At 71.9% G+C, this 22,010-nt stretch carries 19 protein-coding genes and 1 pseudogene; 10 read left to right on the top strand and 10 right to left on the bottom strand.

What is annotated here, in order from left to right:
* Positions 1–135: 135 nt before the first annotated feature.
* The 6 genes from ALLO2_RS15800 (at position 136) to ALLO2_RS15775 (ending at position 7,514) form a co-directional block, all read left to right on the top strand.
* On the top strand, positions 136–2,496 hold the full coding sequence (locus tag ALLO2_RS15800; RefSeq protein WP_035733037.1) for an HAD-IB family phosphatase: 2,361 nt from the start codon (positions 136–138) through the stop codon (positions 2,494–2,496).
* Positions 2,493–3,656 carry a zinc-binding dehydrogenase gene (locus ALLO2_RS15795; protein ID WP_035733036.1) on the top strand — a complete coding sequence of 388 codons (1,164 nt, stop codon included), beginning with the start codon at positions 2,493–2,495 and terminating at the stop codon, positions 3,654–3,656. The genes ALLO2_RS15800 and ALLO2_RS15795 overlap by 4 nt, the downstream gene beginning before the upstream one ends.
* A gap of 118 nt (positions 3,657–3,774) precedes the next feature.
* Positions 3,775–5,379, top strand: coding sequence for a lactate racemase domain-containing protein (locus ALLO2_RS15790; protein ID WP_035732992.1), 1,605 nt, complete (start codon positions 3,775–3,777; stop codon positions 5,377–5,379).
* 115 nt (positions 5,380–5,494) lie between these two features.
* Entirely contained in the window at positions 5,495–6,685 is a 1,191-nt protein-coding gene (locus ALLO2_RS15785) for a lysophospholipid acyltransferase family protein (RefSeq protein ID WP_023841333.1), read from the top strand.
* A 188-nt stretch (positions 6,686–6,873) separates the two neighbouring features.
* Positions 6,874–7,293 (top strand): hypothetical protein, encoded by a 420-nt coding sequence (locus ALLO2_RS15780; protein ID WP_232235128.1) that lies wholly within the window; start codon positions 6,874–6,876, stop codon positions 7,291–7,293.
* Entirely contained in the window at positions 7,290–7,514 is a 225-nt protein-coding gene (locus tag ALLO2_RS15775; protein WP_011436695.1) for a helix-turn-helix transcriptional regulator, read from the top strand. The genes ALLO2_RS15780 and ALLO2_RS15775 overlap by 4 nt, the downstream gene beginning before the upstream one ends.
* Positions 7,515–7,770: 256 nt before the next feature.
* On the opposite strand, the gene ALLO2_RS15770 is transcribed toward ALLO2_RS15775, so the two are convergent.
* Entirely contained in the window at positions 7,771–9,120 is a 1,350-nt protein-coding gene (locus ALLO2_RS15770) for an MFS transporter (RefSeq protein ID WP_011436696.1), read from the bottom strand.
* 103 nt (positions 9,121–9,223) lie between these two features.
* Here ALLO2_RS15770 and ALLO2_RS15765 point away from each other — a divergent pair, with 103 nt between their 5' ends.
* Entirely contained in the window at positions 9,224–9,802 is a 579-nt protein-coding gene (locus ALLO2_RS15765; protein WP_023841334.1) for a TetR/AcrR family transcriptional regulator, read from the top strand.
* Here ALLO2_RS15765 and ALLO2_RS15760 read toward each other — a convergent pair.
* On the bottom strand, positions 9,787–10,260 hold the full coding sequence (locus tag ALLO2_RS15760) for a TM2 domain-containing protein (RefSeq protein WP_232235127.1): 474 nt from the start codon (positions 10,258–10,260) through the stop codon (positions 9,787–9,789). The genes ALLO2_RS15765 and ALLO2_RS15760 overlap by 16 nt on opposite strands.
* A 287-nt stretch (positions 10,261–10,547) precedes the next feature.
* Here ALLO2_RS15760 and ALLO2_RS15755 point away from each other — a divergent pair, with 287 nt between their 5' ends.
* On the top strand, positions 10,548–10,769 hold the full coding sequence (locus tag ALLO2_RS15755; RefSeq protein WP_035733029.1) for a hypothetical protein: 222 nt from the start codon (positions 10,548–10,550) through the stop codon (positions 10,767–10,769).
* 20 nt (positions 10,770–10,789) lie between these two features.
* On the opposite strand, the gene ALLO2_RS15750 is transcribed toward ALLO2_RS15755, so the two are convergent.
* Positions 10,790–11,740, bottom strand: a complete 951-nt coding sequence (locus ALLO2_RS15750; RefSeq protein ID WP_035733027.1) for a hypothetical protein — start codon at positions 11,738–11,740, stop codon at positions 10,790–10,792.
* Positions 11,741–12,629: 889 nt separating this feature from the next.
* The gene (locus tag ALLO2_RS15745; protein ID WP_035732990.1) at positions 12,630–13,616 is read right to left on the bottom strand and encodes an amidohydrolase family protein; all 987 of its coding nucleotides are present in this window, start codon (positions 13,614–13,616) and stop codon (positions 12,630–12,632) included.
* A gap of 196 nt (positions 13,617–13,812) precedes the next feature.
* Here ALLO2_RS15745 and ALLO2_RS15740 point away from each other — a divergent pair, with 196 nt between their 5' ends.
* On the top strand, positions 13,813–15,330 hold the full coding sequence (locus ALLO2_RS15740; RefSeq protein WP_023841336.1) for a helix-turn-helix domain-containing protein: 1,518 nt from the start codon (positions 13,813–13,815) through the stop codon (positions 15,328–15,330).
* Between the two features lie 82 nt (positions 15,331–15,412).
* On the opposite strand, the gene ALLO2_RS15735 is transcribed toward ALLO2_RS15740, so the two are convergent.
* The 3 genes and pseudogenes from ALLO2_RS15735 to ALLO2_RS15725 form a co-directional block, all read right to left on the bottom strand.
* The gene (locus ALLO2_RS15735) at positions 15,413–16,870 is read right to left on the bottom strand and encodes an MFS transporter (protein WP_035732988.1); all 1,458 of its coding nucleotides are present in this window, start codon (positions 16,868–16,870) and stop codon (positions 15,413–15,415) included.
* A gap of 149 nt (positions 16,871–17,019) precedes the next feature.
* A pseudogene (locus tag ALLO2_RS27330) lies at positions 17,020–17,213 on the bottom strand (prolipoprotein diacylglyceryl transferase); the annotation flags it as partial.
* Between the two features lie 30 nt (positions 17,214–17,243).
* Positions 17,244–17,732, bottom strand: a complete 489-nt coding sequence (locus tag ALLO2_RS15725) for a MarR family winged helix-turn-helix transcriptional regulator (RefSeq protein ID WP_035733021.1) — start codon at positions 17,730–17,732, stop codon at positions 17,244–17,246.
* A gap of 214 nt (positions 17,733–17,946) precedes the next feature.
* Here ALLO2_RS15725 and ALLO2_RS15720 point away from each other — a divergent pair, with 214 nt between their 5' ends.
* Positions 17,947–18,219, top strand: coding sequence for a helix-turn-helix domain-containing protein (locus tag ALLO2_RS15720; RefSeq protein WP_035733019.1), 273 nt, complete (start codon positions 17,947–17,949; stop codon positions 18,217–18,219).
* A 157-nt stretch (positions 18,220–18,376) separates the two neighbouring features.
* Here the strand turns inward: ALLO2_RS15720 and ALLO2_RS15715 are convergent, their stop codons facing one another.
* The 3 genes from ALLO2_RS15715 to ALLO2_RS15705 form a co-directional block, all read right to left on the bottom strand.
* The gene (locus tag ALLO2_RS15715) at positions 18,377–18,928 is read right to left on the bottom strand and encodes a hypothetical protein (protein WP_011436707.1); all 552 of its coding nucleotides are present in this window, start codon (positions 18,926–18,928) and stop codon (positions 18,377–18,379) included.
* A gap of 41 nt (positions 18,929–18,969) precedes the next feature.
* Positions 18,970–20,193 carry an NAD(P)/FAD-dependent oxidoreductase gene (locus tag ALLO2_RS15710; RefSeq protein ID WP_035732986.1) on the bottom strand — a complete coding sequence of 408 codons (1,224 nt, stop codon included), beginning with the start codon at positions 20,191–20,193 and terminating at the stop codon, positions 18,970–18,972.
* Between the two features lie 58 nt (positions 20,194–20,251).
* On the bottom strand, positions 20,252–21,949 hold the full coding sequence (locus ALLO2_RS15705) for a carotenoid oxygenase family protein (protein WP_035732984.1): 1,698 nt from the start codon (positions 21,947–21,949) through the stop codon (positions 20,252–20,254).
* Positions 21,950–22,010: the final 61 nt, after the last annotated feature.

Raw genomic sequence — 22,010 nt, 5'->3', positions numbered from 1 at the left:
CTACTGTTGCCCTCCGGGTGAGCTTCGGGTGGGCGGGTGCCCACCCGGACGAGCAGGGCCCAGGCGGCGCAGCGGTGCAGCGGATGCTCACCGGACGAGCAGGTGGCGGTGCAGGTGACGGCAGCGGAGGTCAGGGTGGGGCTGCGTGAGCGGCTCGCGGGCAGGCGGGTCCTGGTGACCGGGGNGACCGGGNTCGTCGGGGAGGCGCTGCTGGAACGGTTGCTGTCGGACTTCCCCGACACGGCGGTGGTGGCGCTGGTGCGGCCGCGGGGCAGTCACAGCGGGGCGGCGCGGCTGGCGCGGATGATGCGGAAGCCGGCGTTTCGCGGGTTGCGGGAGGGGTTGGGTGCGGCGGGGGNGGNGGNGCTGCTCGCCGAGCGGGNGGNGGNGATCGAGGGGGNTCTGGCGTCGATGCCGGATCTGCCCGCCGACCTCGACGTGGTCATCCACTGTGCCGGGGAGGTGTCGTTCGACCCGCCGGTCGACGAGGCGTTCACCACGAACGTCGGTGGGGTGGCGGAGCTGCTGCGGGCGCTTGCGGCCGGGGGGGCCAGGCCTCATCTGGTGCATGTGTCGACGGCGTATGTGGCGGGGNTGCGTTCGGGGCACATCGCCGAGGGGCCGCTGGCCCATGACGTGGACTGGCGGGTCGAGTGGGATGCGGCGTCGCGGGTGCGCCAGCAGACCGAGGACGCCTCGCGGGCGCCGGAGTGTTCGGCGCGGTTTCGGGCGCAGGCGTCGCGGCGGTTCGCCGCCGCCGGGGCGCAGACGGTGTCGGCGGAGGCGGAGCGGCTGCGCCGGGCGTGGGTGGCGCGGCGGATGGTGACGGCCGGGGGTGAGCGGGCGCAGGTGCTGGGGTGGACGGATGCGTACACGTTCACCAAGGCGTTGGGTGAGCGGTATCTGGAGGATCATCACGGGGATCTGCCGTTGACGGTCGTCCGTCCCTCGATCATCGAGAGTGCGCTGCGCCGGCCGTTCCCGGGGTGGATCGAGGGGTTCAAGATGGCCGAGCCGCTGATCCTGGCCTATGGCCGCGGTGAGCTGCCGGACTTCCCCGCCTCCCCGGACGCGGTGGTGGACATCATCCCGGTGGATCTGGTTGTCAACGCGATCCTGGCGGCGGCGGCGGTGGTGCCGCCGGCGGACACCCCGGCCTATTACACGGTGTGTTCGGGTTTTCGTAATCCGTTGCTGTTTCGGGATCTGTACGCCTATGTGCGGGACTATTTCCAGGCCGATCCGTTGCCGCGGCGCGGTCGGGGGACGTTCGCGGTGCCGGAGTGGCCGTTCGCGGGGGCGGCGGCGGTGGAGGCGAAGCTGCGTCGCTCGGAGCGGCTGGTGGGGTTGGCGGGCCGGGCGTTGGAGCATGCCCCGCCCTCGGATCGGGTGCGCCGGTTTGCCGGGGAGCTGGAGCGGGCGGAGAGCCGGGTGGGGTTTCTGCGCCGCTACTCGGATGTGTACCGGGCGTACACGAAGGCGGAGCTGGTCTATGTCGACGACGCCACGGGTGCGTTGCACGCGGCGATGGATCCGGCCGATCAGGCGGAGTTCGGGTTTGATCCGGCGTGTTTCGACTGGCGGCACTATCTGCAGGACGTGCACTGCCCGGCGGTGACGGCGGTGCTGCGCCGGCCGCGTGATCCCGCGCCGCCGCGGCGGCTGTCGGGGCATCTGGCCGCCGGTGACGGGGTGCTGGCGGTGTTCGACCTGGATGGGGCGGTGGCGTCGGCGACGGTGATCGAGTCGTATCTGTGGATGCGGTTGGCGGACGCCTCGGCGCCGCGGCGGGTGCGGGAGCTTGCGTCGCTGGCGGTGGNGTTGCCGCGGTATGTGCGTGCGGAGCGTCGTGACCGGGGGCATCTGATGCGGTCGGTGTACGCGCGCTACGCGGGGGTGGATCCGGCGGAGTTGGAACGGCTGGTGGTGGAGGTCGCCGGGGACATTCTGCTGCGGCGGGTGAAACCGGCGGGGATCCGTCGGGTGCGTGAGCATCGGGCGGCGGGGCATCGCACGGTGCTGCTGACCGGGGCGGTGGAGGTGTTGACGCGGCCGTTCGCGCCGTTGTTCGACGATGTGGTCGCCGCGCGGCTGGAGGTGGGTGCGGATGGTCTGCTGACCGGCCGGTTGGAGTCCTCGCCGCTGGTCGGGGATGCGCGGGCGGCGTTCATTGATCATCATGCGCGGGTGTTGGGGGCGGATCTGGGGGTGTCGTGGGCGTATGCGGACAGCCAGTCGGATCTGCCGTTGCTGCGGGCGGTCGGTAACCCGGTGGCGGTGAACCCGGATCTCGCGTTGCATCAGGTGGCGCGGGGGGCGGGGTGGCCGATCGAGGAGTGGGCGTCGGCGGCCGGGGAGCCGCGTCTGGTCGTCGGGGACCGTCGGGAGCGTGGCCTGCGGGCCGCGGCGGCGCGGGCGGGGGCGGCGGCCTTGAGCTCAAGGCCAGGCCCGGGCACGGGGCCGGCGGGGGTCGTGGTGTCGGGGGGTGGGCGGTGACCCGCGGGTTGGAGCTGTATGCGTCGGTGTCGCGGCAGGCGGCGTCGCGGCTGGTCGGGGCGGGGCCGTCGGGGNGGTCGGGGCTGGCCGGGGTGGCGGCGCCGCTGCGCTATGTCGAGCATGGTGATCCGGTGGTGCCGGGTCCGGGGTGGGTGACGGTGCGGCCGCGGCTGGCGGGGATCAGCGGGTCGGATCTGGCGTTGGTGACGGGTCGGGTGTCGGCCTATCTGACGGCGATGGTGGGTCTGCCGTTCGTGCCGGGTCAGGAGGTCGTCGCCGAGGTGCAGGAGTCGGTGACGTTGGACGACGGGCGGGTGCTGGCGGCCGGGGACCGGGTCGTTGTCGATCCGGCGCCGGGCAGCGGTCCCGGGACCGGTGACGGCAGAGTCGGTGACGGCAGAGCCGGTGACGGCGGGTGGGCGCGGGGGGTGGGCGGCGGTGGGTGGAGCCGGGTGATGCTCGCCCACCGTGGGCAGCTGTGCCCGGTGCCCGCGACGTTGCCGGATGCCCGGGCGGTGCTCGTCGACCCGCTGGCCGCCGCGGTGCATGCCGTGGACCGGGCGCGGGTCGGCGCCGGGCAGCGGGTCCTCGTCGTCGGGGCGGGGGCGGCCGGGTTGTGCACGGTGCTTGCGTTGCGGGCCCATACCGAGGCGGGGCAGGNGGCGGNGGTGGCGAAGTATCCCCGCCAGGCGGAGCTGGCGCGCCGGTTCGGGGCGGACGTGGTGTTCGACCCGGACGGGGCGGTCGCCGGGGTGCGTCGGGCCACGCATGCGATGCGGGTGTCGCCGCGGGCGGGTGGGGCGTTCCTGCTCGGCGGGGTGGATGTCGCGTTCGACGCGGCGGGGCGGGCGTCGTCGTTGTCCACGGCGCTGCGCACGACCCGGGCGGGGGGGCGGGTGGTGCTTTCGGGTGTGCCCACGGGCCGGGTGGATCTGACGCCGCTGTGGGCGCGGGGGTTGGAGTTGGTGGGGGCGGCGCGGCGCGGCGCGGCGCCTTCGGTGCTGGCCCGGGCGTTCGCGTTGGCCGCCGGCGCCCCGTTGGACGGGGTGGTCGCGGCGACGTATCCGCTGACCCGCTGGCGGGAGGCGTTGGAGCACGCGTTGTGCGCGGGTCGGCTCGGTGCGGTGCGGATTGCGTTCGATCCGACGGTGGCGCTGTGAGCGGGCGTGCCGGGATCGGGCCGAGGGCCGGGGCGGGTGGGGTCATGGCGGGGCTGCGCCGCCGGGCGGGGCGCCAACACGGAGGGGTTGTCCCTTCGTGCCGGACGTGGAAGGGATCATGCTGGTGAGACCGGGGTTCGTGCTCGAGGTTGACGAGCGGACTCCCCCGCTGCTGGTGCACCAGGGTGAGGGCGTGCTGCTCGAGCAGTTCCCGCTCGGGACACGGGTGGTGTATCCGCCCGAGTCGCTGCCCGGGGTCGGTGACGTCGATGCGGCGATCGCCGCGGCGTTGGCGGCGCCGGTGGGCAGCGAGCCGCTGGCGGCGTTGCTGCGTCCGGGGATGCGGCTGACGATCAGTTTTGACGATCTGTCGACGCCGTTGCCGCGGATGCGTCGCCCGGATGTGCGGGGGCGGATCATCGAGGCGGTGCTGACGGCGGCGGCGGCGGCCGGTGTCGACGATGTGGCGCTGGTCGTGGCGAACGGGTTGAACCGGCGGTTGAGCGCCGGCGAGGNGGAGCGGATCGTCGGGGAGCGGGNGTTCCGCTCGTTCTGGCCCGGACAGTTGCGCAGCCATGACGCGGAGGATCCTGACAATCTCACCGTCGTGGGGGTGACCGACGCCGACGAGCNGGTGGAGGTTTCCCGCCGGGTCGCCGCCGCCGACCTGCTGGTGCACGTCGGGGTCGTGCAGAGCCCGGCGGCGGTCGGTGCGGGCGGGCTCGTGACCGGCCTGTCGTCGTATGCGACGCTGCGTCACGTGCACAGCGTCGCCGCGGCGGTCCGCCGCGTCGGCCTGCCCGGGGACGGCGCTGGCGGCGTCGGGGATGGGGGGGTTGGTGCGCCGCCGGGTCCGGCGGCGCGGATGGGTCGGCTGCTGTGCGAGGCGGTGCGGGTGTTCGCCGTCGCGGTGACGGTGAACGCCGCGACGGCGCCGGTGCACTATCCGTTCCTGACCCGCCGGGAGTGGGAGTGGTCGCTGGCCGATCAGGCGATGGCGGTCGGGCTGGGCCGTGGCCTGGNGCTGGTGGGGTCGCGGGCGCGCCGCCGGCTGCTGCGTGACTTCGCTGCCGACTATGCGGTCACCTCGGTGAGCGCGGGGGATCCTACGGCGGTCGCGGCGGTCGCGGCGGCGGCGGTCGACGCCCAGCAGCGGGTCACCGTCGATGGGCAAAGCGACGTCGTTGTCGTCGGGCTGGGCCCGTTCGGGCCGTTCGACGCGGGTGCGGTGGTCAACCCGGTGCTGGCGGCGCACGGCGCGCTCGGGGAGGTTTTCGGCCGGTACCGGGGGCGGCCGGTGGTCCGCGAGAACGGGGCGTTGATCGTCTACCATCCGCTGACGCCACGGTTCTCCCAGCTGCATCACCCCTCCTACGTGGACTTCTACGAGGAGGTGCTCGCCGAGTCGACCGAGGCTGCGACGGTGGAGGCGAAGTTCGAACGGCAGTACGCCACCGATCCCTGGTATGCGTCGCTGTATCGGACGTCGCTTGCTCATCACGGGGTGCATCCGTTCCACCGCTGGTATGAGGCGGCGCCGGCGATGGCCCATGTGGGGGATGTGGTGTGGGTGGGCGGTGATCGGGCGGCGTGCGCGCGGCTGGGGTTCCGGGCGGCGTCGACGTTGGCGGATGCGTTGGAGATGGTGTCGGGATCGGTGGGCCGTGATCCGTCTATCACCTATCTGCACTCCCCACCCCATCTGATCGCCGAAGTACGGTGACCGCGGGAGATGCGGGTCACGGATCGTGCGGTCGCCGGCTGGGACGCGGTGGCCATGCGCGGCGGAGCACAGGTGCCAGCGGTGGACCGGATCGGCAGGGGCAGAGGTGAACGGGATGGCGGGTAGGCCGCGACGGGGNGTGGGGCTGCGGGCGGTGCTGGCCGGGTGGCGGCCGGGGGGCCGCGGGCCGGTCCCGGGCAGCGCCGAGGCGCATCGGGTCCCCGAGGTGCCGCGGGAGTTCCCGACCGCGTGGGCGCGTCGCCCGGCGGCGCGGGCCGCCCGGGGGGTGTTTCTGCGTGGGGTGATGCGCCCGCTGCTGCGGACGACGCTGACGGTGGCGGTGCACGGTGCGGAGGCGTTCGACGGGGTCCGCGACACCCCGGTGATCATCGTGTCGAATCACAGCAGTCATCTGGACGCCCCGCTGCTGTTGTGCACGGTGCCCGGGTGGGTGCGGGCGCGTACGGTGGTGACGGCGGCGGCGGACTATTTCTTCGACAGTGCCTGGCGGGGGGCGTCGAGTGCGTTCGCGTTCGCGACGGTGCCGATCGAACGGCACGGTGGGGCGCCGTCGGCGACGCCGATGAACCTGCTGGGGGACGGCTGGAACCTGGTGATCTTCCCGGAGGGGACGCGGTCGCGGGACGGGGCGCGGGGCCGGTTCCGGTTGGGGGCCGCCTATCTGGCGATCAACGCGGGGGTGCCGGTGGTTCCGGTGGGGCTGCGGGGTGCGTACGCGGCGATGCCGCGGGGACGGTCCTGGCCGGTGGCGGGCCGTCCGCCGGTGTCGGTGCGGTTCGGCCGGCCGATGCGCCCCGCGCCGGGTGAGGATGTGCGGGCGTTCACCGCGCGGCTGGCCGCCGAGGTCGACCGGCTCTGCGCCGAGGACGCGACCTCCTGGTGGGAGGCGACGCGGGCGGCCTTCGCCTCGGGTCTGCCCGGTGCGGCTGGTCTGCCCGATACGGCTGGGACGGCTGAGGAGGCGCGGGTCGGGGATGCGGCGCAGGTGCCGGCGGCGCGCTCGGCCCCGGACGTCGCAGCGACCCCGGCGGGGTCCGAGCCGGCGGGCCGCACCGCCGGGGACCCCGGCGGTGCGGCCGGTGGTGGGGGCTTCCCCGGTCGGACCAGCCCGCGGGCGGTCCCCCGACCGGGTGGGACGGGTGGGACGGGTGGGGCCGCGGGGTCGGCGGCGGTCTCCGCGCGGCTGCGTGGCGCCCCGAACACCCCGACGGCGCGGTGGCGGCGGATCTGGGCGGCGACCGAGCCGGCGCCGCGCCCCGGGTCGCGTTCCCCCTGGCGGCGTTAGAACCGGGCCGCGGCTTGGCCCGGCGAGGTCGAGGATGGCCAGAGCGCGGGGCCGGTCTGCGCGAGATGGGCCAGGTAGGCGCGCGGGGACACCACGCCGGTCTCCTCTCACTCCTCCTACGTTGACGCCCAGGGCCGCCTATGACAAGCAAACTTGACTTTATGGAAAGTCGACTTTACATTCATGCCATGACCGATGACATGACCGATGAGACGCGGCGGGACAACGTGACACGCGCCGCCCGCAGGGCGATCTTCCTGGACGGTCTCCCCGTCGCCACCCTCGGCGGGATCGCTCTGGCCCTGGGCAGCGGCCCCGACCAGACCGCCGCCCAGAAGGCCTGGTGGCTGGGGGCCAGCGGCGCGTTCACGCTCGCCGTGGCATGGGTACTGCTGCGCGCCTTCCGCCGCGCCGACGAGTACCAGCGCAAGATCCAAGTGGAGAGCATGGCGATTACCTTCGCGGCAGTCCTGGTAGGGCTTCAGCTAGCCGCCCTGCTCGACGCCGCCGGCATCGTCCAGCTACGCCAGCTCACCCAGATAATCACCATCGGCGGCGTGGCGATGTGGCTGCTGATCGCAGACCTGCGCACCCGTCTACGCCGATGAAGAACCGGCTGCGCGTGCTGCGGGCGGAACGCCGGTGGAGCCAGGCCTACCTGGCCGACCGATGCCGGGTGTCCCGGCAGACCATCAACGCGATCGAGACCGAACGGTACGACCCCAGTCTTCTCCTGGCATTCACCCTCGCCGACATCTTCAGCCTGGCCATCGAGGAGATCTTCATCCCCGACCGGTCAGGGACAACCACCGCCACCGACCGGCCCTGAGCTCGACCTCGGCCAACGCGCCCCAGCCACTCCAACATCGACACCCCGCTCCGTCGACAGATCGCCGATCACCGGCACGCACCGGCAGCACCGGTGACCACAGCGGTCCTGCCCTCCACCGCAAACAGCTCACCCGGACCAGCAACCTCGGGCCGCGCCCATGCCTCCTGCATGCCGCATCCCGCACTTCACGCTGCTGGCGTATCCCCAGTAGTCGGGACGCTGGCCGAAGACCGGCGGCTGATCCGCCGGACCGTCAGGCGCCGGGCGCCGGGCGCCGGGCGCGGGTGAGCAGGCCGAGAAGCGCCAGCGCGGCGAGGGCCATGACGACCAGGCCGTACCCGCGGGCGGTGGGCAGCAGCCCGTGGTGGGTGACCAGGTAGCCGGCGACGACCGCGGGGACGCCGAAGGCGAGGTAGCACAGCACGTAGACGGTCGAGAGCAGGCCGGCGCGTTCGTGCGGGGCGACCAGGGGGATCAGGACGCGCAGGCCGCCCTGGAAACCGGCGCCGAGACCGATACCGGCCAGCGTGGTGCCGACGAAGAACGTCGGGGTGGAGGGAAGGTCCGCGCCGAGCAGGGTGACACCGACGCCGACGAGCAGGCCCAGGGCACCGAGGAACATCACGGTACGGGCAGCGGTGTCGCGCAGGAGCAGCACCGTCAGGGCCGCGGTCACGGTGAGGGCGAAGACCGCGAGACCTCCCAGCACGACCCAGCGGGAGTCGACGACGAGACGGGCCAGGCTCGGGCCGAGGGAGAGGTAGAACCCGCTCAGGGCCCAGGATGCGACCAGGCAGGGCGCGGCGATCAGCAGGTCGCGGCGGGCGGCGGCGGGNACGCCGATGGTCGGGCGCAGCGACGCGAGCGCTCCGGGGATGCGCGGTGCGGTCTCGGGCATCGCCGCGACCCCGACCGCCTGGGCGAGCACGATCGCGCACAGCACCAGGTAGACCAGACGGGTGGGAGCGGGCAGGTAGGCCACGAGCAGACTGGACCCGAGGGCGCCCAGGGCCAGGCCGGTGAACGGGCCGACTCCGTTGGCCAGGGTGCCGCGGGCCCGGTCGAGGTCGAGCAGGCCGGCGCCGAGGGCGCCACTGGCGGCGCCGGTCGCCAGGCCCTGCAGAACGCGGCCGACGGTCAGTTCCCCCACCCCGCCGGCGGTGGCGAACACCGCCAGGGCGGCGGCGAGCAGCAGCGAGGAGGCGAGCAGCACCGGACGGCGCCCGATGTGGTCGGAGAGGGCTCCGACGGTGAGCAGCGCAGCGAGGACGGCCAGGGCGTACACGGCGAACACGACGGTCACGGTGATCGGGGAGAACCCCCAGCGGGCCTGGTAGACCGGGTAGAGGGGGGTGGGGGCCGAGGACGCGGCGAGGAACGAGCCGATCATCGACGTCTGCAGGAGGAATCCGGCGCGCGGGGACAGCCTGCCCCGGTGGGGCGCCGCGCCCGGGTCGGACGGGGCGTCGCGGGCCGCGGCCTGCCGCGGCAGGGCCACCGCCGGTACCGGGGCGGTGGCCGAGGACGGGGTCCCGTAACCGGCGGCGCCGGTCTGGCCGGTCTGGTCGGCGGGAAGGCCGGTGGCGATGGGTTGGGAGGACATCGGGTTTCCCTTCACCGGACAGCTAAAGCTAAGATTTTGCGTTAGCGCCCGACGGTACCCTCGGCCCGACGTTAACGCAAAGGATGTGCGTTAGGCTGGATGCGTGAGTCCGTCCGAGGGTCCGCGGCCCGGGGGGCGTAGCGCGCGGGTCCAGCAGTCCGTGCATGCCGCGGCGCGCGCGCTGCAGGCCGAGCGGGGTCGGCACGAGATCACGGTGCCGCTGGTCGCCGCCCGGGCGGGGGTGACCGCCTCCACCGTCTACCGGCGCTGGGGGGATCTGACCGAGCTGCTCGCCGACGTCGCCGCCGAGCGGCTGCGCCCGGAGACCCCGCCGGTGGACACCGGGTCGCTGCGCGGCGATCTCGCCGCCTACTGCGAGCAGTACCTGGAGGAGATGTCCTCCCCCGCGGGCCGGGCGTTCCTGCGCGACCTGGTCGCTTCCTGCGGCGACGACCGGCCGGCGTGCCGCTGTGACCTGTACATCCGCGAGCAGATCGGGGTCATCGTCGAACGGGCCGCGCGTCGCGGTGAACCCACCCCCGGGGTTGGTGAGATCGTCGAGGGAGTCATGGCGCCGATGATGTACCGCATCCTGTTCGTCGCCGACCCGGTCGATCTCGCCGACGCCCGCCGGTTGGTGGACGCCCTACTCGCCCGCGGCGGTGGTCAGCCGCGCGGGTAGCCGAGCCGGGTGTTGTACTCCTGGACCGCCGAGGCGGAGCTGACCATGGCGATCACCCACACGATGAACCACACCGGAACGGTGATGATCAGTGTGATGATGAAGAAGGAGAACATCCACAGGAACAGGTCGGCGATCAGAAGCACGACACCCGTGGTGGTCTTGCCGGCGTAGATGTGGCCCACGCCCAGCCACAGGAAGGTCAGCAGCAGCGCGACCGCGACCGACTTCGGCGGTACCGGCGGGTAGCCCTGGCCCGGGCCGGGACCCGGGAAGGGTTGCGGCGGGCCGATCGGATACGGCGTCGGACCCGGCCCGCCGGCCTGGCCGTGAGGCGGCGGCTGTCCGTACGGCTCGTATCCGTACGGCTCGTAGTATCCGGCCGGCCCGGGCTGCTGCGGTTGCCGGTGCGGATCGTCCCACCTTGTCATGTGACCCCCGATCTTGTCGGTGCACACTGTAACAGGATCATCCGGTTACGTGAATGGACCGGAATACCGGAACCGCGATCGGCATCCCCAACCTTCAGGAATGTGACATTCACCACACAAAGATCGTTATGTGGATAAACCTGTCGACAAGCCGGTGGGTAACCTGCCGCGACCCTGTGGATGTCCTGTGGGGCGATGCTGATCCCGGATTCGCCGAGAAGTCAAGATGTTGCGGTGCGTACCGGCCGCGATATCACTGGAGTATGGCTCTGGCGCATCTGACTTCTCGTCCGACCNCCNCCNCCCGNCCCGCCGTGCCCGCCGTGCCGGGCAGCGCGCCCGCGCTGCCTCCCAGCGTCGCCCGGGTCGCCGCCCGCACCCGGCTGTCCGCCGAGCTGCTGGCGGCGATCCTGGAGGTCGAGCGGCGCACGCGGGCCACCCTCGAGGACATCGAACGCGCCGACGCGCTGGCCGAACGGCTGCTCGTGCGCCGCGGTGCGCGGCTGCGCGCCGCGGCCGGCCGCCCGGCCCGGTGACCTGCTCCCCCGGGCTCGGCTCAGGCGGCGCCGGCCCGCCGCGAGGCGCGCTCGGCGTGCGCCGAGGTGAGCATCAGGATCTCGTTCATCCTCAGGGTGAGCACCCGCGACGGGTGCTTGTCGAGGATGTCCTCCACCTCGAGGAGGGCGGCTTGGGCCACCGCGGGATCGCGGCGCAGCGTGGTGGCGGCGAGCGACGCCAGCGCCCAGCCGCGGTCGAGGGTCGCCGGGGTGGTCAGGTCGATCGCGGTGTAGGCGGCGGACCGCGCCCCGGGCATCCCGAGGCGGGCCATCGCGTCGGCGACGACGCAGGCCTCCCGGACCTCGTCGAAGGGGGGCCAGCCGGGATGGCGCAGGCCGAGCACGGTCGGCCGGTGGCGCAGTCGGTTCAGGGCGGCGTCGAGGGCTGCCTCGTCGCCGGTGGCCGCGGCGACGGTGACCTGCACCGCCGCCGCCCAGCCGTGCAGGTAGGGATGGTCGACGGCGGCCGCCTTGGCCGCGGCGTTGCCGGCGGCGGCGTAGCGTCCGGTGACGAAGGCGATCGCCGCGTCCAGGCTGTGCGCGGTGCCGGTGAGCAGCCGGTCGTCGAGCTGGGCGGCGAACTGCTCGGTGAGGGTCGCGAACCGCCGCGCCGAGGTGTCGTCGCCGGTGTCGACGGCCAGCATCCCGAGGGAGAACGACAAGTAGCCGGCGACCCGGGTCAGTTCGGCGTGCACCGTCGGGGACAGCCGCCGNCCCNGGGCGGCCTGGACCCGCCGCCAGTCGGCGATGACCGGGCCCACCAGCGTCGTGTGTGGGGCGGAGAACAGGGTCGTGGCGTACCGGTGCAGCCGGTCGTCGAGTTCGGTGAGCGTCACCGGATCGGGATCGGCGAAGGTGATCTCCCGGGAGAGTACCGCCGCGGCCCGTCCGGCGGACGCCAGACCGAGCCGGTCCGAGGCCCGGGTGGGCGACAGTTCCAGGCCGTTCATGACCATCCCCTCACGTTCCGCACCGGCGCCTCGTGGCGCACCGGTCACAGCCCGGCGACGGATGTCCGACCGGGCGGGGACCATGCTTCGTTGCGTCGTCCCGTGGCTGGGGCCGCCGCCGGTCGGCACGGCCGGCCGTACGCCGATGATGCTGATGAACCCGCACGGTTCACCCCAGTGCGTAGCTGATCCGGCAAACACTGTGACCAGTCGCAAGCTACCGCGCAAGAGGGGGGTTGTGTACAGCGGTTTGACAGATTGATCAGAGTCTGCTCCTGGTCTGGCCCGGACAGCTCGGACGTTCCCGATGATCGAGCTCGGGGTCCGTCCCCGCCGTGCCCGCCCCCGCCGGTGAGGTGGTCGCGGCGCAGGTCAGGCAGGTCGGGGGGTGCGGTGTTCCCGGTCGTCGAGCCATCGGTCCAGATCCTGTTCCCTCGACGCCCCGCCGTCGCCGCCAATCCGCGATCCGTCGGATAACTCACAGGCGGACAACTCACCTGCCAGGGCAAGCCTCGCCTCCCCGTGGCCGGGCCACCCTGCCGATAGGGAGAACTGTGGTAGGGAGAGACTGTGGTAGGGAGAGGCAGTGGATCTCCGCGGGCAGACCGCACTGATCATCGGTGCGTCGACGGGCATCGGCGCCGTCTTCGCCCGCGAGTTCGCCGCCCGGGGCGCCGACCTCGTGCTCGTCAACCTCGTGCTCGTCGCGCGCGGCGAGGACCGGTTGCGCGCGAACGCCGCCGAGATCACCCGGCGCAACGCGCTGCTGGCCCGGGGTGGGCGGCTGCTGCCGCGGCGGGCGCTGATCCGGATCCCAGCTCCGGGTCGACGACCTGGTCCAGCTGCCGTCGTACGTCGGCCTCGGTCAGGACGGCTGACGCGACGGTCATCACGCGCCTGCCAGCCGCAGCTCGGCCGGCACCGGGAGGTCGTACATCTTGGCGGCGTTGAGCCCGAGGATCTTCTTCTTCTGCTCCGTGGTGATGGGTGCGTACCCCATGTCCTCGGGGAACTGCCAGTCGACGAAACTCTCGATGAGCCACTTGGGCGTCCAGATCGCGTAGTCGGAGGAGAACTGGATCTTGTCCTCGCCGATCCAGTAGAGAAGTTCGCCCATGACCTGGGCGAAGTAGCGCGGCTTCGAGTACATGAAGTGCATGACCACCGCGAGTCCGCCGTATACGTTGGTCTCCTGGGTCGCGATCCAGCAGAAGTCCTCCAGCCGGGGCATCCCCACGTGCTCCACAATGAAGTTCAGGTCTTCGAAATCGCTTGCGACGTGGTCGATGTCGGCGACGTCGAACGCGTCGCGGTCCAGCGGCTTGATGGTCGGTCCCTTGTGGACGTGGATGTTCTTGATGCCTAACTCCTGGCAGGCCTCCAGGTACCGATAAGCCCAGGGATCGGTCAGCTTCCATCCGCGCGAGCCGCCTTTCCACTCCGCGGTGTAGAGCTTGACCCCCTTGAGACCGAACCTCTCGGCGTCGGCGCGGAGCTGGTCGAGGCCGGCCTCGCCGTTGCGCGGATCCCAGTTGTGGTTGTAGGTCAGCTTGTCGGGGTGGGCCTGGGTGAGCGCGAACGCCTCTTCGGTCTGCCCGAACCCGTTGGTGTAGAACTCCCCGAGGTAGGCGGGTTGGAAGATGGCGTGGTCGACGTNCCCGGTCTCGAACACATCCTTCATCAGCCGCTCGCCGCCCTGGTAGAGGTACTCGTCGTACTCNCACATCTCCGACGCCGGGGTAAAGCTCGTGTGGTAGGCGTAGAAGCAGTCGATGAACTGCTTGCCGTGGACGTTGCGCTGGTTCTCCGGGCGCCCGTCCCACAACGCGATGTGGGCGTCCACGATGAAGTAGTTCTCACCGTCCTTGGCGTACATCCTGGTCCTCCTCCGGCCCACGGCCATCGCGGGCCTGTCGGGAGGCTAGTGCCCGCGTGGGGGGAGAGGTCCCGGGGTCGATGTCTCATTGTGGGATGACCGAATGTCCCAAACTGAGACACGCGCGGCCGTGCCAGGGACGAGGCTGGCGCCTACGCTTATGACCTGGATCACAGCGGGGCTTTCAGGGAGTGTCATGCCCGACGACGTCATCCCGGCACGTGCCCGCGGGTTCGCGGCCGAGGCGCGCGCGGGGCGCGACCACACCCGGTCGGACGTCTCCTGCCGGCTGATGGCCTCCTGGCAGCGCAGCGAGGAGTACGGCGTCTCCCTCGACGACGTCGACCCGGTCTTCTCCGGCACGATCGACCAGAGCTCGCTGTTCTACGACAGCGGCCGCGAGGTGCTGGCCAGCCTCCACCGGACGCTGGCCGCGGAGCCCGTCAGCCTGATGTTGACCGACGCGGACGGCTTGGTGCTCAACCGTCTCAGCGGGGACACCAGCCTCCTGCGCGCGCTGGACCGGGTCCACCTCGCGCCGGGCTTCTCCTACGCCGAGCGGGTGGTGGGTACGACGGGACTCGGGCTCGCGCTGGCGGACCGCGCCCCGTCCCTGGTGCGGGCCGAGGAGCACTACGCCGTCGGGCTGTGCTGCTACACCTGCGCCGCGGCGCCGGTGCTCCACCCAGGGACCGGACGCCTCGAGGGCTCGGTCAACCTGACGACCTGGTCGGAGTCGTCGAGCAACCTGCTGCTCGCGCTGGCTGAGTCCGCCGCGCAGCACACGACGGACCTGATGCGGTTGCGGTCCGGGGGCGTCACGGGTGGCCGCCCGCGCCCACGCGGCGAGGTGTTCCGGGTGGAAAGCCCGCGCGCGGAGCCCGGGGCCGGCAGTCTGCACGACCTCTCCGGCTCCTGGCGCCGTGCGGTGTCACTGGCAGAGGCGGGCCTGCGCGACGGGCGGGTCGTGGCCTGTGTCGGCGAGCCGGGCAGTGGCCGTACGACGGCGCTCGCGCAGGCCCTGCGCCGGGCCTTTCCGCGCTACCGCATCCTGGCCGCGAGCAACCCGGCAGCGGCGGACGTCGAGCCGTGGCTGTCCCTGTGGACCCCGGAGCTGACGAAGGCGAGCACGGCGGTCATCGTGCGCGACGTCGACCTGCTCCCCCTGTGGGTGGCCGAACAGGTGCGGGACCGGGTGCTCAGGGCCCGGGTCGAGGCGCGATCGGGCGCAGCCGACCCGGCGGGCTGCCTACCCTTCGTGATCACGGTAGAGCGGTTCGAGGATATCCCGGCCGCACTGCGCGCGATCGTTGACGGGATCGTCCCGGTCGCACCGCTGCGCCAACGGCCCGAGGACATCGGGCCGTTGGCGCGGGTGGCGGCCCTGCGGGCACGGGGCCGCGAGGTGGATCTGACCCCGGCGGCCGAACGCGCCCTGTCCGACCATCGTTGGCCGGGCAACGTCGAGCAGCTGATGCAGGTCGTCAAGAAACTGGCTCGCCGCCACGACCCGATCGACGTCGGACACCTCCCGGCCGAGGTGCTCTCGCACGGCCGCCACCGGCTGACGCGACTGGAGACGTTCGAGCGGGACGAGATCGTGCGGGCTCTGAACGACCCGTCCCTCACCATGGCCGAGGCAGCCGAGCGGGTCGGCCTGAGCCGGTCCACGCTCTACCGGCGGATCGCCCAGTACGGCATCCGGGTCAGGTAGCCGCTCAGCCCGGACTCACCGGGCCGCGACCACGTAAGGATCACTGTCACGGGAGTACTAGAACTGTCACGGGAGTACTAGATCAGCACCTGGCGCTGTTTTCCGTTCCGATGTTCCTCATGCCCCGGCTAGGGGTGAGGAGGGGGGTGAACAGGAGGAGGGATGCCGCGGTGAGGCCGACGATTGCCAGGCGGGGTCCGGTGGCGCCGGCGGCGAGGTGGACGGCGAGGGTGACCATGGCCACGCCGAGGGCGGTGCCCAGACCGCGGGTCATGTTGACCAGTCCGCCGCCGGTACCCGACGCGTGGGCCGGGATCGCACTCATGATCGTGGTGTTGTTGGTGGGGGTGTAGACGCCGAGGCCGAGGCCGAGCATGGCCATNGGGGGGATCAGCCAGGGTGCGGACAGTGGCACGGCGAGTGCGGCGGCGAGTGCCATCGTGCAGGTGACGGCGCCGAGCGCGTAGCGGCGGCGGTCGCTCCACCGGTCGGGTAGGACCGCCCCGGCGCCGCTGGCGGCGAGCGCGAAGCCTCCGGGCAGGGCGGTGAGGACCAGCCCGGCGTGCAGGGGGGAGGTGCCGCGGTCGGTGAGGACGACGGGGACCAGGACGAGCGGGCCGAACAGGACGAGGTAGCCGCACAGCGCGCCGACGAGTCCCCCCGCGAGGGCAGGGATGCGAAGGAGGCGCAGGTCGATCAGGGGTGCCNGCGCGCGGCGTTCCCGTTGGACGAGGCCGTAGCCGGCGAGCGGGGCGAGGATGGCGAGGATGGCGGTGGCCGCGGAGGGCAGGTTCAGGCCGGAGACGGCCGAGATGGCCAGCAGCAGGGTGGTGGTGGCGGTGGCGAGGAGGGCCAGGCCCGGCCAGTCGAAGGGGGCAGGGTCGGTGCGCTGGCGGGTGCGGGGNAGCAGGNAGTAGCCGGCGATGAGGGCGATTGTCCCGACGGGGACGTTGATGGCGAACACCCAGCGCCAGCCGAGGGTGGTGACCAGGGCTCCGCCGAGGGTGGGGCCGAGAGCGAGGCCGAGGGCCTGGGCGGCGGCCTGGACGCCCAGGGCGGCGCGCATCCTCGGGCGGGGTGCGCTGGTGGCGACAAGGGCGACGCTGTTGGCCTGCAGCATCGCGGCGCCGACGGCCTGCGCGACGCGGGAACCGATCAAAGCGGCGAGGCTGGGAGCCAGGCCACAGGCGGCCGAGGTGGCGGTGAAGACGAGGAGTCCGTAGAGGTAGAACTGTTTGCGGCCGTGGGCGTCGGCGAGCCGGCCGACGGGCACCAGCAGGGCGACCAGGGTGAGCAGGTAGGCCAGGGAGACCCAGGTGACTGCAGCGAGCGGGGCGTGGAACTGTGCGCACAGCGGCCCGTAGGCCAGGGTGACGATGCTGGCGTCGAGTTGGCCCATGAACGCGCCGAAGCACACGGTGGCGACCGCCAGCCACCAGCCGCCCGGCAGGTCGCGGACCGCGCGAGGGCGGGCCCGCTCGTGGGCCAGCAGCGACATCAGGGTGTTGCGGGATGCGGAGGTACGCACGCCCGGGTCCATGGCTACCTGCTCCTCCAGCGGAAGCCGCTCACGGCAGGGCGCGGCTCCCCAGCTCTGTCTGTGACAGATAAACTCTGTTTCAGACAGAGTAGGCCGGTGCGGGGGCGGATGCCAGGCCGGCCGCTGGAGGTGGGCACGCGGCGTTGGCAGCCGGCGGTGTAGGCCGCGACGTACAGGGCGAACAGCCTTCCCCGGCGAAAGGCCCAGCGCCGGTCGGCGGCGAGCAGCAGCACGCCGAGGTCCTGAAAGTAGTTACCCACCGTCCGATCGCCTGCGCCAGCACCAGCCCGGGCGCGGCGGCGTCCGCGAAGCCGGCGGGCGTGATCCCGCAGCGGCGGCAACCGGTTCGGCACGCCTCCCGAGGAACCTGCGGTCAGGGTCCGCCGGTGGCGACGGAGGACGGGTCGGCCGGGCGGCGGTCATCGNGCTGTTCGACCAGGCGTGACAGGGCCGGCAAGGCTTCGACAATAACGGCCTGGTCGGCGGCGGCGAGCCGGCCCAGTGCGTCGCCGAGCCTGCGTTCGTGGGCCTCGCGCCACCCCTGCAGATGGCGGGTACCGGTCTCGGTCAACGACACCCGGGCCGCGCGCCGGTCGGCCGGGTCGGTGACCCGCCGCAGAAGATCCGCGTCCGACATCTGTTGCACCAGGGTGCTCACCGTATTCGGGGCCAGGTGGAGCAGGCCGGCGAGCTCGCCCACCCGCGCGCCATCGCGTTCCTGCAGGCATTGCAACAACTCCACCTGGGCCATCGGCAGGGCCTCCCACGGGTAGTCGCTGCGGATACTCGNCCGCAGCNCCCGCCGAAGTCGAGTGACGACCTCGGTCAACGCCCGCGCGTCCCGCTCCAGCCGTAGCTGCACCACCACCCCGACAGGATAGCTGGAAAAGGGCCGGTTTCACCGGTCGGATCAGCAGGTTCTCCACGACGAGGCCCAGACCCCACCGCAGGCCTCACCCGCCCCTGCTCGGCCGGCGGGCTCGGACCCGCACCCGTGACCAATTCTTATACCGTTATTAGTATCACGGTTGTGGTGCGGAGTCGGGTAGGGGCATGCCGGTACTACCATCATGGCCATGGTGCGGACGCCGTTGACCCGGCTGGAACGNGAACGCGGGGAGCGGTTGGGCGCCCTGCTGCGCACCGCCCGGGGGGACCGCAGCATGGTCGAGGTCGCCGCGGCGGCCGGGCTGTCGGCGGAGACGCTGCGCAAGATCGAGACGGGCCGGATCGNGACCCCGGCGTTCTTCACCGTCGCCGCGCTGGCGCGGGTCCTCGGCCTGTCCCTGGACCTGATCGCCGACGCCTGCGCCGATGCGGCGATCCCGTCTGGCGTCGCATGGGGCTGAGAAACCTCGGGAAGAAAGATTCGTGTTTGTCCTCCGTTCGGCTGAGTCGCTGAAGATTNCCGGTGGCGGGGAGCCGCACGGCACGACCGTGGGCGCGGGGCGTATCACCCGGAGAACACGCGATCCCCGGCTCTGGTAGGTCAAAGCTGATGAGACGTCAAGGCCGCCGGCCGGTGGACCTGGTATTGAGCAGAGTTTCCCGGACTGTCTGCAGGAAGTGGGCTGGGCCAGCCTGGTCTGTCCAGCTGTCGCGGTAGGCCAGGGGAATGGGCGAGTTGCCGAGGTAGGTGGCGCGTAGGGCACGGGTGACCAGCGTCCCGGCACCGGCACCGGCAGAGCCGGCCGCGGCGGCTACGGTGTCGGCGGCGAGCTCCGTTTCTGTGCCGCCGGCGAAGGTGTAGGTGATGACGATGTGGACAGTGCCGTCGGCCGGGTCGGCGCTTATGGCGGGGTCGGTGGTCATCTGCCAGATGGCTCCGGGCTCGTCGCGGGTGACCGTCCACTCGACCTCGACGGTTGTGTCCGGGGCGACCTCGATGACGTCGACGAATCGTGCCCCCACCGGCACCGGGCGGTCGGTGTTCTCCCCGCGGACCGCCTTCGTCGCAGCGAAGGTGCCGACCCAGTTGTCGGGAGTTGCCATGAAGGCGTAAATCTCCGCTGCGGACAGTGGAATGTGCAGGCTGACTTCGAGCGTGGTGTCGAGCACTGGATGATCTCGATTCCTGCCGGCTGGGGGCGGGGGTTGGTTCAGGGTTCAGGGTCAGGATTCGTTGGAGAGCATTTCGGTTCGGTCAGGTGCGCCGGGGCGAAGAACTCCGCCAGCGGAACGAAGCCGGCAACCATACCGAGAAACTTTTTCCGGGTTTCTGGACTGTTCGCCGCGGCCACCAGCAGCGCGGCCAGTTCGGGGGGGAACGCCAGTTCGCCTACCGTGCAGGCAAGCCGGTAGGACGCGGCGGTCGCCTCGTCGCGATGCCGCTGGAAATCCGCCAGGGCGGCGTTCATCGGCTGCTGCCCGGACAGGCCGCGGTCCACCGCGGCCGCCAGCAGGTCCGCCTGGGTGAAGGCGTCGAGCATGCCCTGGGCGGTCACGGGATCGCGGTGGTAACCGGCGTCGCCGACCAGCGCCCAGCCCGGCCCGTGGCCTGCGCGGTAGTAGTTGTCGGGGTAGAGGGAGCCGTGGNAGCGTTCCTCGCGCCGGCCGCGGGTGGCCAGCTCGTCGGCCAACTCGGGGAAGACGGCACGCACGACACCGAGGAAGTTTCCCGGCACGTCGGCCCGGAACTCGGCCAGGCGCTCCCGCCGCCGCATAACCGCAACCACGGTCAGGCCGTCGTTAGTCGGCCAGCAGCCGATCTGGGCCCCGTTGCGGAAGCGGGCGCTGTGCTGCCGGTCGAGGCCGCTCCAGTACGAGTAGTAGATGAAGCTGGCGGCCGGTACGACGTTGTAGAAGGCGGCGTTCATCGTCGCCGCGATCGTGGAGCGGGGGCCGTCCGCGCCGATGACAATGGCGGCCCGATCCTCGGCCGCGGCGCCGCCGGAGCGCCGGGTGCCACCGCGGATACCCACCGCGCGGCCGTCGGCTACCAGTACGTCGGTCACCGGGTAGCCCAGGCGGACCTCGACGCCGGCGTCGAGCGCGGCGTCCAGCAGCATCGCGTCCAGCACGGTGCGCCGGGGTGCGTAGGCCGCGCTGATGCCGTCCACCGGATCGACGCCGCCGGTGATGACGCTGTCCTCCCAGGACAGCGTCATCTCGGTGATCGGCGGACACCCGGTTCGGACAAGTCGGTCAAGCAGCCCCCAACCGGCCAGCTGGTGTGCCCCGGCCTGGGGCAGATAGTGGGTGGACAGCGTGTCCGCCGGAAAGGTCGCGCGGTCGACCAGCAGCACCCGGTGGCCGCGCCGGGCCAGCAGCATGGCCAGCGGGGAACCGGCGCACCGGGCACCCACCACAATTGCGTCGTACATCCAGTCAACCCTTCTGAACGAGCGTCGCACACCCGTGCCGGTCAGCCCCGTCCACCGGTCAGCCGAGCCGGTCCAGGACGTCGGCGACGACCCTGCGCACGGTCGGCCCGAGACTTCTCCAGGCGGTACCGAGGTCGTCCGCGAAGAACCGGCGATATCCGGTGTCGACGGACCGGATGCTCGCCGCATACCCGGAATGGAACAGAACCGGAATCTTCAGCCCGGGCGCGGTGGCGACGGCGACGGGGCCGGCATCGAGCGCGAGCGCGTCGAAGACCTGGATCTCGGTGCGGTCGGCGTGCTTGAGGAAGACCAGCAGCCATCCGTCCCCACTACCATCGCCGTTCTCTCCGCCGGGCGCGACGTCGCCGTCGCCGGTGACCGGCACGTACACCGGCGACTCGCCGATGGTGCCGGTCGGAAACGACCACGAGCACTTCTCCGTCATCGTCTCGAGGTCGATGCACACCACCGACGAGGCAGTCCCGCCGGCCGGCAGCTGATCCACCGGCACGACCCGGTGCGGGTGGTCGCGGTACATCTCGACGACCCGGCTGACCAGGCTGTCCGGCGGTGCTCCCCAATACGCCTGCCACAGGTACCGGCCGCGTTCCAGGGCCGGGCGTCGCAGGTCCCTGGCGTAGAGCAGGGTGCCCCAGTGCCGCCGGGGCTCGAGGAAGTACCGGGTGGCGCGTACCTCGCCGGTGCGTCCGGCGATGACGTACCGACCCACCNGTGAGGCGTCGACCGGCGTCGGGAGAAATCCGCGCAGGCTGGCCGGGAAGTGCTTCCCGGACCCCCAGACGGTGTCGGTGTCGGTGATCGCGTAGTTGATGTCCCAGCCGTTCGAGTGGGCGACGTACAGGGTGATGTCGTCGCCGTCCTGGGCGTAGTCGGCGAACTCGTGGAACGACTCGTAGGGCACCCGGGCGTGCGCCACGGGGACAGCGCCCCCCACCCGTCTGGTGGTCAGATCCCTCTTCGCCACCAGATAGATATCGGTGAACGGCTGGTGCGGCCTGGTCCGGTTCCGGCCGGCGACGCTGCCCGGCTCGGGCCGGAAACCGATTTCGGTGAAGATGACGTAGTCCCTGGTCACCGTCACCTCGTGGGTGCCCTGCACGATGCGGGCGCCCGGTACGTGCCAGCTTTCCAACGCGCCGCTGCCGTCCCAGCGCACCACCCACAGCGGCCCCTCGACATCGGCCGTCGAATTTCCCCGGGGGCGTAGGTGGATGTTGCACCACCACAGGCAACCGTCGTCCAGGTCGACGACCGGATGGGACGTCGTCTGCACACCCGGGAACAGCGGGTGCGCGCCGACCTGCGGGTATTCGTCCACGCCACCGAGAAAACTCTTGAAATCAAAGGTGACCGGATCGAACTCCACCGGCCGCTGCCGATCGGAGGTCAACAGCAGCCGGTCGCCGAAGAAATGCGGCGCGGTGTGGCTCACCGCCGGTCGCGCGCCCACCAGCAACCCGGCCAGCTCCGCCGGCGGCAGCACCGAGCGCAGCGCGCCGAGAATGGCCAGGTCCGGAGTGACGACCCGGCGCGTCTGCCAGCGCTGGGTGGCCAGGTCGACCCGGGTGAGCATGCCCGGCCCGGTCAGGAAGAAATCGAGCGCGGTCGGCTGGGACGGACCGACGACGAAGGCGTGTCCGCGCAGGCCGGCCGGCCACTGCCCGGCAGTTGTGGTCAGCTCGACGTCATACTCGCGACTTGGTTCGAGGACATGGTAGAGCGCGTGATCCATGCGACTCCTTGTCGGTGCCCCCGCGACGATGACCCACCATGTTTTGGGTTCAACGCTATGT

This window comes from Frankia sp. Allo2 (assembly GCF_000733325.1).
In the GTDB taxonomy this organism is placed as follows: domain Bacteria; phylum Actinomycetota; class Actinomycetes; order Frankiales; family Frankiaceae; genus Frankia; species Frankia casuarinae.
Note: the sequence above shows the minus strand (reverse complement) of the source record. Positions and strands in the feature narration are given on the sequence as shown.